At 72.7% G+C, this 11,818-nt stretch carries 13 protein-coding genes; 2 read left to right on the top strand and 11 right to left on the bottom strand.

Features of this window, described 5'->3' with window-relative positions:
• Nucleotides 1-2 precede the first annotated feature (2 nt).
• Nucleotides 3-878: a DNA repair protein RecO gene (gene recO, locus ACGFIE_RS17375; protein ID WP_393295731.1), complete on the bottom strand. Its 876-nt coding sequence runs from the start codon at nucleotides 876-878 to the stop codon at nucleotides 3-5.
• Between the two features lie 102 nt (nucleotides 879-980).
• Here recO and ACGFIE_RS17370 point away from each other — a divergent pair, with 102 nt between their 5' ends.
• Entirely contained in the window at nucleotides 981-1,787 is an 807-nt protein-coding gene (locus ACGFIE_RS17370; RefSeq protein WP_393295729.1) for a DUF4097 domain-containing protein, read from the top strand.
• Nucleotides 1,788-1,793: 6 nt separating this feature from the next.
• Here ACGFIE_RS17370 and ACGFIE_RS17365 read toward each other — a convergent pair whose 3' ends face one another.
• From ACGFIE_RS17365 to ACGFIE_RS17330, 8 genes are all read right to left on the bottom strand, one after another.
• On the bottom strand, nucleotides 1,794-2,852 hold the full coding sequence (locus ACGFIE_RS17365) for an acyltransferase (protein WP_393295727.1): 1,059 nt from the start codon (nucleotides 2,850-2,852) through the stop codon (nucleotides 1,794-1,796).
• Nucleotides 2,853-3,003: 151 nt separating this feature from the next.
• Nucleotides 3,004-3,909 (bottom strand): GTPase Era, encoded by a 906-nt coding sequence (gene era / locus ACGFIE_RS17360; protein ID WP_363689226.1) that lies wholly within the window; start codon nucleotides 3,907-3,909, stop codon nucleotides 3,004-3,006.
• Nucleotides 3,906-4,292 carry a cytidine deaminase gene (locus ACGFIE_RS17355; RefSeq protein ID WP_363689228.1) on the bottom strand — a complete coding sequence of 129 codons (387 nt, stop codon included), beginning with the start codon at nucleotides 4,290-4,292 and terminating at the stop codon, nucleotides 3,906-3,908. The genes era and ACGFIE_RS17355 overlap by 4 nt, the downstream gene beginning before the upstream one ends.
• Nucleotides 4,285-5,709, bottom strand: a complete 1,425-nt coding sequence (locus tag ACGFIE_RS17350; RefSeq protein ID WP_363689364.1) for a hemolysin family protein — start codon at nucleotides 5,707-5,709, stop codon at nucleotides 4,285-4,287. Before ACGFIE_RS17350 ends, ACGFIE_RS17355 begins: the two co-directional genes overlap by 8 nt.
• On the bottom strand, nucleotides 5,685-6,158 hold the full coding sequence (gene ybeY / locus ACGFIE_RS17345; protein WP_393295724.1) for an rRNA maturation RNase YbeY: 474 nt from the start codon (nucleotides 6,156-6,158) through the stop codon (nucleotides 5,685-5,687). The genes ACGFIE_RS17350 and ybeY overlap by 25 nt, the downstream gene beginning before the upstream one ends.
• Nucleotides 6,159-6,173: 15 nt before the next feature.
• Nucleotides 6,174-7,232 carry a PhoH family protein gene (locus tag ACGFIE_RS17340; RefSeq protein ID WP_363689230.1) on the bottom strand — a complete coding sequence of 353 codons (1,059 nt, stop codon included), beginning with the start codon at nucleotides 7,230-7,232 and terminating at the stop codon, nucleotides 6,174-6,176.
• A 131-nt stretch (nucleotides 7,233-7,363) separates the two neighbouring features.
• Nucleotides 7,364-8,749, bottom strand: a complete 1,386-nt coding sequence (locus ACGFIE_RS17335; protein ID WP_393295721.1) for a serine hydrolase domain-containing protein — start codon at nucleotides 8,747-8,749, stop codon at nucleotides 7,364-7,366.
• Nucleotides 8,746-9,105, bottom strand: coding sequence for a histidine triad nucleotide-binding protein (locus ACGFIE_RS17330; protein WP_007463963.1), 360 nt, complete (start codon nucleotides 9,103-9,105; stop codon nucleotides 8,746-8,748). The genes ACGFIE_RS17335 and ACGFIE_RS17330 overlap by 4 nt, the downstream gene beginning before the upstream one ends.
• A gap of 46 nt (nucleotides 9,106-9,151) precedes the next feature.
• Between ACGFIE_RS17330 and ACGFIE_RS17325 the strand changes: the two genes are divergently transcribed.
• Nucleotides 9,152-9,913, top strand: a complete 762-nt coding sequence (locus ACGFIE_RS17325) for an SDR family NAD(P)-dependent oxidoreductase (RefSeq protein WP_393295719.1) — start codon at nucleotides 9,152-9,154, stop codon at nucleotides 9,911-9,913.
• 22 nt (nucleotides 9,914-9,935) lie between these two features.
• Here the strand turns inward: ACGFIE_RS17325 and ACGFIE_RS17320 are convergent, their stop codons facing one another.
• A complete protein-coding gene (locus tag ACGFIE_RS17320; RefSeq protein ID WP_393295717.1) occupies nucleotides 9,936-10,670 on the bottom strand; it encodes a 16S rRNA (uracil(1498)-N(3))-methyltransferase in 735 nt (244 codons plus the stop codon).
• 1 nt (nucleotide 10,671) lies between these two features.
• Nucleotides 10,672-11,817 (bottom strand): molecular chaperone DnaJ, encoded by a 1,146-nt coding sequence (gene dnaJ / locus ACGFIE_RS17315; RefSeq protein ID WP_172899204.1) that lies wholly within the window; start codon nucleotides 11,815-11,817, stop codon nucleotides 10,672-10,674.
• Nucleotide 11,818 lies beyond the last annotated feature (1 nt).

Raw genomic sequence — 11,818 nt, 5'->3', positions numbered from 1 at the left:
GATCACTCGGCTCTCTCCCTGCTCGTGCCGTCCGCACCGGCCTCGACGTCACCGCGTGGCCGGAGCATCGCAGCCCCACCGCCGCCCGGCGGCGGGACCGAGCCGGCGACCGAGGGACCCCGGTCGACCAGCGGCAGCGAGCGTAGCGCGCGTTCCAGATGCCACTGGAGGTGCGCCGCGACCAGGCCACTGCACTCCCGGCGTACACCGGCCTCGGTCGCGTCGGCGACCACCCAGTCACCGGTGGTCAACGCGGACATCAGGTCGATGGTCGCCGGCGCGGGGTGGGCCGCGCCGGGTGGCCGGCAGTCCGGGCAGACCGCGCCGCCGGCCGGCACGGAGAACGCACGGTGCCGCCCGGGGGTGCCGCAGACCGCGCAGGCGACAAGCGCCGGCGCCCAGCCCGCGAGGGCCATCCCGCGCAGCAGGTACGCGTCGAGCACCAGCGTCGTCGCGTGCTCGCCTCGGGACAGCGCCTTCAGCGCCCCCACGGTGAGCTGGAACAGCCGCAGCGACGGCTCCCGCTCGACAGGCGTCAGCCGCTCGGCCGTCTCGGCGATCGCGCTGGCCGCCGTGTAGCGGGGATAGTCCCCGAGGAACCGCTTGCCGTACAGCTCGATGCCCTCGACCTGGCTGACGGTGTGCAGCGAGCTGCCGAGGTTGCCCTTCGGGTCACCGGCGAGCTGGAGATCCACGTGACCGAACGGCTCCAGCCGGGCGCCGAACTTGCTCATGGTGCGCCGGACCCCCCGGGCGACCGCCCGCAGCCGGCCGTGCCGGCGGGTGAGCAGCGTGATGATCCGGTCGGACTCGCCGAGCTTCTGCACACGCAGCACCACCGCGTCGTCGCGGTAGAGCTGTCGGCGGTACCCGGCCATCGGACCATTCTCCCTCGGGGTGTGAAATCAGGGTCGGCTCGGGGTGGATGCGCGGACGAACCCCGATGCGCACCGCTCGTCACCGGCCGTAGCGTGCTCGCCATGGCACTGCACCAGACCACCGCCGCCCGTCGTCGCCGCGCCGCCGCGCCCGTCGCGTTGGGGCTGACCACCGCCCTCATCCTGCTCGCCGGGTGCGACAACCTGTCCTTCCGCCGGCTCGACTACGACAACACCGAGGCGGTGAAGATCACCACCATCCGTGTGCAGGGGGGCTCCGGGGACGTGATCGTCCGCGGTACCGGCACGGCAGGCGAGGCACGGATCAAGCGGGTGGTGCGCTACCAGGGCGGCGAACCGAAGACCCGGTACGAGATCAAGGACAGCGAGCTGGTGCTGGACACCGACTGCGGCAACCGGTGCAGCGTCTCGTACGAGGTGACAGTTGGAGAGGGCGTGACCGTGCAGGGCGAGAGCGGCTCGGGTGACGTCGAGCTGACCAAGACCGGCGCGGTGAAGCTGCGGCTGGGCTCGGGCGACGTGCGGATCAGCGACGTCGCCGGGGCGATCGACGTGGAGACCGGCTCCGGCAACATCGAGGTGAGTGAGGCCCGTTCGGCAGTGCGACTGCGCGCCGGCTCCGGCGACATCACCGCTCGCCGGGTGGGCGGCACGACGGACGCGGAGGCCGGGTCCGGCAACGTCACGGTCGAGCTGGAGACGGCCGCCTCGGCACGTCTGCACGCCTCCAGTGGGGACGTCTCGTTGGTGGTGCCGGCCGGCAGCTACCGGGTCCGCTCCAGCACCGGCTCCGGCGACGCCCGGATCACCGTCGCCGACGACCCGGCCGCGTCCCTGGTGCTCGACGGCTCGGCCGGCAGCGGCGACGTGACGATCAGCCAGCGTTGATGTCGGTCAGCCAGCGGTGATCTCAACGGTCGCCGCCGCACCGGACACCCGCTGCGCCGGTACGGTCGCCGAGCCGGCGGGGATCAGCTCCGGGCGGCGACGGGCGGCGACGTCCTCGACCCAGCCGACGACAAGGGTGACCAGACCGACCAGCGCGAAGACCAGCAGCACCCGGACGGCCAGCCCCACCGGGTCCTGGCGCGACCACCCGACCACGTCGACGAGCGGAGTCAGCGCCACCACGAACGGCATGTGCCAGAGATAGATGGTGAGCGCCCGCCGGTTGACCACTGTCACCACCCGGTCGGCCAGCCGGCTGCGCTCCAGCCAGGCCACCCCGGCCGGCGCCCGACCCAGCACGACCAGGATGAACGCGGCCGACCACAGCGCGTTGCCGAGGTGGTTCTCGTTGAGGTCGTACCCGCGCGGGCCGGGATGCGTGACGATCCAGGCCCCGCCGGCGACAGCGAGGGCCAGCGACAGCGGGTACAGCACCCGACCGGCGAGTCGGCGCAGCATCCCGGCGTGGTGCGCGAAACCGAGCAACCACGCGCCGAAGTACAGCCCGAACTCGCGCACCACCGGCGGCGCCGGGTAGATCCCCACCTCGATCGTCACCAGCACCACGTACGGGGCGAGCAGGGTGGGCAGCGGCGCCCGCCGGAACAGCCAGAGCGCGACAGGCGAGGCGAGCACGAACCACAGGTAGTCGCGCAGGTACCAGATGGTGCTCAGTCCCACCGCACCCCAGTTGTTCGCCGGCGGATCGGCGATCGGGAACAGCCACAGCAGCACCCGGGGCGACAGCGACAGCCCGGTGAGCAGCATGGCCGGCACGAAGACTGCCGCCAGCACCCACAGCGACGGCAGCAGACGGCGCAACCGGCGGCCGACCGCCACCGGGCCGGAGCGGGCGAGCGAGGCGGCCATCAACGAGCCGGCCAGCGCGAACATCACCGACATGGCCGGGAAGACGAGCGTGAGGGTCGCCCACCCGGTGACGTGGTAGACGACCACCCGGACGATGGCCAGGAAACGGAGCAGATCGAGGTATCTGTTGCGCATCAGCCTGCATCTGGATCGGGGACGCGGGGGTGTTCTTTCCCCTACCCTCCGCGGCCCGCGCGCCAAACGACGCCGACCCCGGCCGATCGTGAAGCTGCCCACGCTCGGCCGACGATCGGACCGACCGGCGACCCGGCCCGGCCGGCGACGTTCAGAAGCCCAGCTTGCGCAACTGCCTCGGGTCGCGCTGCCAGTCCTTTGCGACCCGTACGTGCAGGTCGAGATAGACCCGGCTGCCCAACAGCTCCTCGATCTGCCGGCGGGCGTTCGTTCCGACCTCCTTGAGCCGGCTCGCCTTGTGACCGAGAACGATGGCCTTCTGGCTGGGCCGCTCCACGTACAGGTCGGCGTAGATCTTGATGACCTGACCCTCGGGGATCATCTCCTCCACCACCACGGCGATGGAGTGCGGCAGCTCGTCGCGGACGCCCTCCAGGGCCGCCTCCCGGATCAGCTCCGCGACCATCACCTGCTCCGGGTCGTCGGTGAGCATGTCGTCCGGGTAGAGCTGCGGCGACGGCGGCAGGTACTTGGTCATCACGTCGACGAGCGTGTCCACCTGGTGCCCGGAGACCGCGCTCACCGGCACGATCTCGGCGAACTCCCCCAGCTGGCTCACCGCGAGCAGCTGCTCGGCCAGCCGGCGCTTGTCCACCAGGTCGGTCTTGGTGACCACCGCCAGCACTGTCGCCTTCAGCTCGGCCAGCTCGCCGGTGATGAACCGGTCGCCGCGCCCCACCGGCTCGTCCGCCGGGATGCACAGGCCGATCACGTCGACCTCGGTCCAGGTGGAGCGGACCAGGTCGTTGAGGCGCTCACCGAGCAGCGTACGGGGGCGGTGCAGACCCGGCGTGTCCACCAGGACCAGCTGCGACTCCGGACGGTGCAGCACCGCCCGGATGACGTGCCGGGTGGTCTGCGGCTTGTTCGAGGTGATCGCGATCTTGGTGCCGACGATGGCGTTGGTGAGCGTGGACTTGCCGGCGTTGGGACGGCCCACGAAACAGCCGAACCCGGCCCGGTACGGACGCGGCTCCGGATCCCGGACGGGGCTCACTGGGTCACCGTGCCGAGCACGGTGCCGTCCGGCGCGGCCAGGTGGATCGGCGCGTCCACGGCGAGGTCGCGTACGGCGGCGTGCCCGGCGCCGTCCAGCGTCGACGCCTCGGTCACCACCGCCGCCGCCTCCAGCCGGCCCGCCCCGGCGGCCACGGCCGAGGCCACCGCCAACTGCAGAGCCGTGAGGGTCAGCGAGGGCAGCGCGACGCTGGCCGCCGCGTACGTCCGGCCGTCCGAGTCCCGAACCGCGGCGCCCTCCACGGCACCGACCCGCCCGCGGGCGCCCCGGGCCAGGACGACGAGCTTGCCGTCCTCGGCGCTCAGCGGTGCCGGCGCGGTGGGGGTGGGTTGGGCGGCGGGCGCGGCGGGTGTCTCAGGCATCGGCGGCTTGCCTCTCCTCGTCTCGATAATGATCCGGGTCGTCCCCGGGGCCGGCATGGTCGCCGCGCCCGGTGCTGTCCTGCTCGTCGCCCGACTCCACCCTGCTGACCAGGACGGTGTCTATCCGGTTGCGCCGGCCCGTGGTGCCCTCGGCGACCAGCCGGAGGCCGGCCACCTCGGCCTGCGCTCCGGGGATCGGCACCCGCCCCAGCGACTGGGCGAGCAGGCCACCGACCGTCTCCACCTCGTCGGTGGGCAGGTCGGCGCCGAACATCTCGCCCAGGTTCTCCACCGGCAGGCGGGCGGTCACCCGCACCGAGGAGTCCGCGAGGCGTTCGACAGGCGGGCGTTCGACATCGTACTCGTCGGTGATCTCACCGACGATCTCCTCCAGGATGTCCTCGATGGTGACCAGACCGCCGGTGCCGCCGTACTCGTCGACCACGATGACCAGGTGGTTGCGGGCCGCCTGCATCTCCGACAGCAGATCGTCGACCGGCTTGGACTCCGGCACGAAGGTGGCCGGCCGCATCAGCTCCGCCACCGGCAACTGCTCGGCGTCCGGGTCGCCGCCCCTCGACCGGCGGATCAGGTCCTTCAGGTAGAGCACACCGAGCACGTCGTCGACGCTCTCCCCGATCACCGGGATGCGCGAGAAACCCGACCGCAGGAAGAGCACCAACGCCTGCGCGAGGGTCTTGCCCTCCTCGATCCACACCATCTCGGTACGCGGGACCATCACCTCACGGGCGATGGTGTCGCCGAGCGCGAAGACCGAGTGGATCATCTGACGCTCGCCGTGCTCCACGACGCCGCGCTGCTCGGCCAGGTCCACCAGCTCGCGCAGCTCCACCTGACTGGCGAACGGCCCCTCCCGGAAGCCGCGCCCCGGGGTGACCGCGTTGCCGATCAGGATGAGCAGCGACGCGAGGGGGTTGAGCGCGCGGCCCAGCCAGCGGACCAGCGGCGCGACCGCCCGGCCCACCGCGTACGCGTGCTGCCGGCCGATGGTGCGCGGCGCGACACCTACCACCACGAAGCTGACCACTGTCATCGCGCCGGCGGTGACGAGCGCGGCACGCCAGCCGGCGCCGAAGCTGTCCACCGCGACCAACGCCACGAGCGTGGTGGCGGTCAGCTCGGCGAGCAGCCGCAGCAACAGCAGCAGATTGAGGTGCCGGACGACGTCCGAGGCCACGACCTGGAGGGTCCGGGCGCCGCGTACGCCGTCACGGGCCAGCTCGGCGGCCCGGGCCGGCGAGACCGCAGCGAGCGCCGCCTCGGTCATGGCGATCACACCGGCCAGCACCACCAGGCCCGCCGCGAAGACGATCAGTTGCAGGTCGGGAAGGCCGGCCGTGGGGCCGACCGCGAGTAACGGAGGAGTGGACATCACTGGGTGCGGGTCGACCGCCAGCTCGCCAGCAGTCGAGCCTGCAGAGCGAACATCTCGCGCTCCTCCTCCGGCTCGGCGTGGTCGTAGCCGAGCAGGTGCAGCACCCCGTGCACGGTGAGCAGGTGCAGCTCGTCGGCCGAGACGTGCCCCGCGGTCGCCGCCTGCTTGGCAGCGACCTCGGGGCAGAGCACGATGTCACCGAGCAGGGCGGGCTCGCCGCCGGCGGGGGCGCTCTCGCCCGGGCCGTGGTCGACGCTTCCCTCGTCCATCGGGAAGGCGAGCACGTCGGTCGGGCCGTCCCCGCCCATCCAGCGGTGGTTCAGCTCGGTCATGTAGTCGATGTCGACGAGCAGCACGGACAGCTCGGCGAGGGGGTTGACCCCCATCTCGTCGAGGGCGTGCCGGGCGACGGCGAGCACGGCATCGGTGTCGACCTCGACACCGGACTCGTTGGCGATCTCGATGGACAACTGCTTTCCTCTGCTTTAGCGGCGGCGGCCGGCCCGGCCGCCCTGGGCGGGTCGCCCGGGCACGGCATGGACGCCCTGCGCCTGCTGGTTCTCCCGCTCGGCGTCCCAGCGGGCGTACGCGTCGACGATCTCCCCGACCAGCCGGTGGCGGACCACGTCGGAGCTGGACAACTGGGAGAAGTGCACGTCGTCGACGTTCTCCAGGATCTCCCGGACCACCCGCAGGCCGCTGCTCGTCCCGCCGGGAAGGTCCACCTGGGTGATGTCACCCGTCACGACGATCTTGGAATTGAAGCCGAGCCGGGTGAGGAACATCTTCATCTGCTCGGGCGTCGTGTTCTGCGCCTCGTCCAGGATGATGAACGCGTCGTTCAGGGTGCGACCCCGCATGTACGCCAGTGGCGCGACCTCGATCGTCCCGGCGGCCATCAGCTTCGGGATGGACTCCGGGTCGAGCATGTCGTGCAGCGCGTCGTAGAGCGGGCGCAGGTACGGGTCGATCTTCTCGTTGAGGGTGCCGGGCAGGAAGCCCAGCCGCTCCCCCGCCTCGACCGCCGGCCGGGTCAGGATGATGCGGTTGACCTGCTTGGCCTGCAACGCCTGGACGGCCTTCGCCATCGCCAGGTAGGTCTTGCCGGTGCCGGCCGGGCCGATGCCGAAGACGATGGTGTGTGAGTCGATCGCGTCGACGTACCGCTTCTGCCCGAGTGTCTTGGGGCGGATGGTGCGTCCGCGACGGGAGAGGATGTCGAGGGTCAGGACCTCGGCGGGCCGCTCGGCGCTGCCCTGCTCGAGCATGCCGACGGTACGCCGGACGGCGTCACTGGTCAGGGTCTCGCCTTTCTCGATGAGTTCGAGCAGCTCACTGAAGACCCGCTCGGCGAGGGCGTTGTCGGCGGGGGCGCCGGTGATCGTGATCTCGTTGCCCCGGACGTGCACGTCACTGGCGACCGAGCGTTCGACGAGTCGCAGGATCTCGTCGCCCGCGCCGAGCAGATTGACCATGATCTTGGGGTCGGGCACGGTGATCCTGGTCTGCACCCGGGGCGGGCCGGGAGGTGGGGTGCCGGTCATAGGTCGGGCCGAAGGGCCCTGCGCACCTGCTCTCGATCTCGGCGCCGGCCCTGCTGGCACGGCGTGCGGACGTTACACCCATCGTATCGGGTCAACGCGGGCCGCATCGCGCCCATTTCCGCTGGCCGCGATCAACTCCCGGCCCGGAAGTCGTACCTGTCGAAGGTCTCCTGGTGACGGGTGAACCGATAGGTCGCCCAGTGCATCCGGACCACCGTCCGAGACTCGTCCCGGGTCAACCGCAGCAGCTCGCCGACCTCCCGGCCGGAGACCGTCCGGAACACGTCCGGGCGGTCCGGCAGCGGCGCGAAGACCGCCGGCGGGCGACCCGCCGGGTCCCCGACCCCGCGCGCCCGAAGGGTGCCGTCGTGCCAGGAGAAGACATATTCGGAACCCTCCCCCCACCAGCGGCCGAGCATCCCCCGCAGGGCCGCCGGAGCGGGCGCGCCGGGCGCCCACGGCTCGATGTCCGCGGGGTCGTGTTCGACCGCCTCGGTGAGCAGCCGGTGCGGCAGCTCGAACAGCTCGGCCGCCGTACCGGACGAGCCGAGCACCGCGGCGCCCATCGCGCCGGCCGTCCCGTCGCCGCCCCGACGGCCGTACACGCCGGCCAGGAAGCCGGGCATCGCGCCGTCGTGCCCCACGTGCACCACCCGTTCGCCCTGCGGGACGAGGATCAGGCCGAGCCCGAAGCCGGCGCCCCAGAGCGTCTCGTCCGTGGTGGTCAGCGGCCAGCGCATCTCGTCCAGGGTGCCCGGGGCGAGGACCGCGCCGGCCGGGTCGAGAGCCGCCGGGTCGGCGAGGAACGCCGCCCAGCGGGCCATGTCGGTGGCGGTGCTCCAGAGCTGGGCGGCCGGGCCGACCGCGCCGAAGTCGGTGGGCGGCTCCGGGTGCGCCTCGTCGGAGTACGCGTCGACCAGGTAGCCGGTGGCCGCCGAGGGCCGGGGCGTCACAGTGGTGTCGGTAAGCCCCAGAGGCGTCAGCACCCGCTCGGCGAGCACCTCCGCCCAGCTCCCGCCGCGCAGCCGGCCGACCAGCAGGCCGAGCACTGCCAGGCCCAGGTTGGAGTAGTGGAAACGCCGGCCCGACGGCAGCACCCGCTCGGCACGGTCCAGCTCGCCCACCAACCGCTCGCTGTCCGGTGCGCGCAGGGTGTCCCAGACGTCACCGTACGGCTCGCGTTGCAGTCCACCGGTGTGCGACAGCAGCCGGCGCACGGTCAGCTCGCCGTGCGCGGGTAGGTCCAGGTGCCGGCCCACCGGGTCGTCCAGGTCCAGCAACCCGTCGTCGCGGCACTGCAGGGTGAGTACCGCCGTGAAGGTCTTGGTGACCGAGCCGATCCGGAACTGGGTGCCCGGCCCCAACGGGCTGTCGGTGCCGCTGCCACCGACGGTGCAGGTCCACAGCGGCCGGTCGGCACGATGCAGCGCCGCCGACACCCCCGGCACGCGCGCGTCGGCCTGCACCCGGCGGACCAGCCGACCCAACCGGTCGTACGCGTCCGTACCGGTCGTCACGCCAGGTCCCGGGCGAGCATCGGGCCGAGCGGCGCGCCACCGAGCAGGTGCGCGTGGGCGTGGAACACCTCCTGCCCGCCGTACGCCCCGGTGTTGAACATCAGCCGGAACCCGTCGCCGAGCAGCCCCTCGTCCTCGGCCACGGCGGCGGCCGTGGCGAGCACCGCACCGGCCAGCGCCGGGTCGCCCTCGGCGAGCGTGGCGACGTCGGCGTAGTGCTCCTTCGGAATGACCAGGACGTGCACCGGGGCCTTCGGGTCGATGTCGCGGAAGGCGAGCGTGGTGGCGGTCTCCCGGACCACGGTGGCCGGGATCTCCCCGGCGACGATGCGGCAGAACAGGCAGTCGGATCCCATCGGGGCAGTGTAGGTAAGCGCGACCGGCTCGGGCAGGATGGCCCGCATGACGGATCGGGCGGTACTGGTGACCGGTTCCTCGCGCGGCATCGGCCGCGCCGTGGTGGAGGCGTTCGCGGCCGGCGGCGACCGGGTGGCCATCCACCACCGCGACTCCGCCGACGCGGCCGAGGAGCTACGGGCGCGGCTGCCCGGTTCGGGGCACGTGGTGGTCCGCGCCGACCTCACCGATCCGGACGCCGTCCGGGCCATGGTCGACCGGGCCGCCGAACTGCTCGGCGGGTTGGACGTGCTTGTCAACAACGCCGGGGTGTACGGCGACCGGGACGACCCGCACCCGGTGTTCGGCACCTCGTACGAGCAGTGGCAGCGGCGCTGGCGTCAGGCGGTGGAGACCAACCTGACCGGGGCCGGCAACGTCATCTGGTGCGCCGCCCAGCACCTGCGCGAGCGTGGCGGCCGGATCGTCAACGTGTCGTCGCGGGGCGCGTTCCGGGGTGAGCCGGACCAGCCGGCGTACGGGGCCAGCAAGGCGGGGCTGAACGCGCTGGGCCAGTCCCTCGCCGTGGCGCTCGCGCCGTACGGCATCACGGTGGCCACCGTCGCGCCGGGCTTCGTGGCTACCGACATGACGACCGAGCACCTGAGCGGCGAGCGCGGCGCGGCCATCCGGGCGCAGAGCCCGTTCGACCGGGTGGCCCGGCCGGAGGAGATCGCGGCGGCCGTGCACTGGTTGGCGTCGCCGCAGGCGGAGTGGGCCTCCGGCACCATCGTCGACCTCAACGGCGCCTCCTACCTGCGCAGCTGACCGACCGCTCCGACAGGATCGACTACCAGCGGCCGAGGCGGGTGGCGAGCACGGCGAGCGCCGCCACGCCGGCCGTCGAGGTACGCAGCACGGCCGGCCCGAGTCGCACCGGCCGGCCTCCGGCCTCCTGGAACGCGGTCAACTCGGCCGGGGCGATGCCGCCCTCCGGGCCGACGACCAGGACGATCTCACCGGTGGACGGCAGCTCGGCGACGGTCAGCCGCTCCTCGGCCTCCTCGTGCAGGACGAACGCGGCGGCGGCGCCGGCGATGCGGCGGGCGACAGTGGCGGTGGACTCGTCCGGCGCACCGGCCACCACCGGCAGCCAGGGCCGGCGGGCCTGTTTGGCGGCCTCCCGGGCGGTGGCGACCCACTTCTCCCGGGCCCGTACGCCCCGGTCGCCGCGCCACTGGGCCACCGAGCGCGACGCCGCCCAGGGCACGATCTCGTCCACCCCGACCTCGGTCATCGCCTGCACGGCCAGCTCACCCCGATCACCCTTGGCGATGCCCTGCACGGCGACGATCCGGGGTACGGGCGCGTCCGCGTACCCCCGGGAGGTGACGGTGACGTCCAGGCTGCCCTTGCCGACGGCGGTGACCACGGCGGCGGCCGTGCCGCCCCGCCCGTCGGCGAGCAGCAGCTCCTCGCCGACGCGCAGCCGCTGCACGGTGGCGGCGTGGTGCCCCTCGGGGCCGTCGAGGGTCAGCGTGTCGCCGGTGGGCAGCGCGTCGACCAGGAAGAGCGGCGCGGACACGTCAGGCGTGGCCGTTGAACGCGTCGCGCATCCGGGAGAAGAAGCCGCCCTGCTTGGTCAGCTCGGCGACCTCCTCACCACGGGTCTTGGCGAAGTCGCGCAGCATCTTCTCCTGGTCGGGGTCGAGCTTGGTGGGCGTCCGGACGTCGAGGTGCACGTAGAGGTCGCCTCGGCCGGTGCCGCGCAGGTGCGGCACACCGCGGGCGCGCAGGCGCAGCGTGCTGGCCGGCTGGGTGCCGGCCTTGACGTCGACGGTCTCCTCGCTGTCCAGCGTCTTGATGGTGAGTCGGGTGCCCAGCGCGGCGGCAGTCATCGGCACGGTGACGCGGCAGTGCAGGTCGTCGCCCTTGCGGGAGTAGACGTCGTGCGGCCGCTCGTGGATCTCCACGTAGAGGTCGCCGGCGGTGCCGCCGCCCGGACCGACCTCGCCCTGCTGGGCCAGCCGGATCCGCATGCCGTCCTCGACACCGGCCGGGATCTTGACGGTGAGCGAGCGGCGGGTACGCACCCGGCCGTCGCCCGCGCAGGTGGGGCAGGGGTGCGGGATGGTGGTGCCGTAGCCCTGGCAGACGGTGCACGGCCGGGCGGAGACCACCTGACCGAGGAAGGTGCGCTGCACCGACTGCACCTCGCCCCGCCCGCCGCAAGCCTCACAGGTGGCGAGGTGCGTGCCGGCGGCCGTGCCGGCGCCGGAGCAGGTGGTGCAGAGCACCGCGGTGTCGACGGTGATCGGCGCCTCGACGCCGAACGCGGTCTCGTGCAGGTCGAGTTCGAGTCGCAGGATCGCGTCGGCGCCCGGGCGGGTACGCGGACGCGGCCCACGAGCACCGCCCGCCGCGCCGCCGAAGAACGCGTCCATGATGTCCTGGAAACCGACGAACGGGCCGGCTCCGCCCGGTCCACCCGGACCGCCCGCGCCGCCGCCTCCCGGGGCGAGCGGGTCGCCACCCAGGTCGACGATCTGCCGCTTCCGGTCGTCCGAGAGAACCTCGTACGCGGCGTTGATGTCCTTGAACTTCTCCTGGGCCTCCGGGTCCGGATTGACATCCGGGTGGAACTGGCGTGCCAGCTTGCGGTAGGCGCGCTTGATCTCGTCATCGGAGGCTTCCCGGCTGACACCGAGGATGCCGTAGTAGTCCCTGGCCACT

This window comes from Micromonospora sp. NPDC049275, from assembly GCF_043197115.1.
GTDB lineage: Bacteria > Actinomycetota > Actinomycetes > Mycobacteriales > Micromonosporaceae > Micromonospora.
Note: the sequence above shows the minus strand (reverse complement) of the source record. Positions and strands in the feature narration are given on the sequence as shown.

What these genes read in the sequence shown, in the direction of transcription:
- recO (WP_393295731.1), bottom strand. Translation starts at nt 878, where the DNA reads ATGGCCGGGTACCGCCGACAGCTCTACCGCGACGACGCGGTGGTGCTG.
- ACGFIE_RS17370 (WP_393295729.1), top strand. Translation starts at nt 981, where the DNA reads ATGGCACTGCACCAGACCACCGCCGCCCGTCGTCGCCGCGCCGCCGCG.
- ACGFIE_RS17365 (WP_393295727.1), bottom strand. Translation starts at nt 2,852, where the DNA reads ATGCGCAACAGATACCTCGATCTGCTCCGTTTCCTGGCCATCGTCCGG.
- ACGFIE_RS17355 (WP_363689228.1), bottom strand. Translation starts at nt 4,292, where the DNA reads ATGCCTGAGACACCCGCCGCGCCCGCCGCCCAACCCACCCCCACCGCG.
- ACGFIE_RS17340 (WP_363689230.1), bottom strand. Translation starts at nt 7,232, where the DNA reads ATGACCGGCACCCCACCTCCCGGCCCGCCCCGGGTGCAGACCAGGATC.
- ACGFIE_RS17330 (WP_007463963.1), bottom strand. Translation starts at nt 9,105, where the DNA reads ATGGGATCCGACTGCCTGTTCTGCCGCATCGTCGCCGGGGAGATCCCG.
- ACGFIE_RS17325 (WP_393295719.1), top strand. Translation starts at nt 9,152, where the DNA reads ATGACGGATCGGGCGGTACTGGTGACCGGTTCCTCGCGCGGCATCGGC.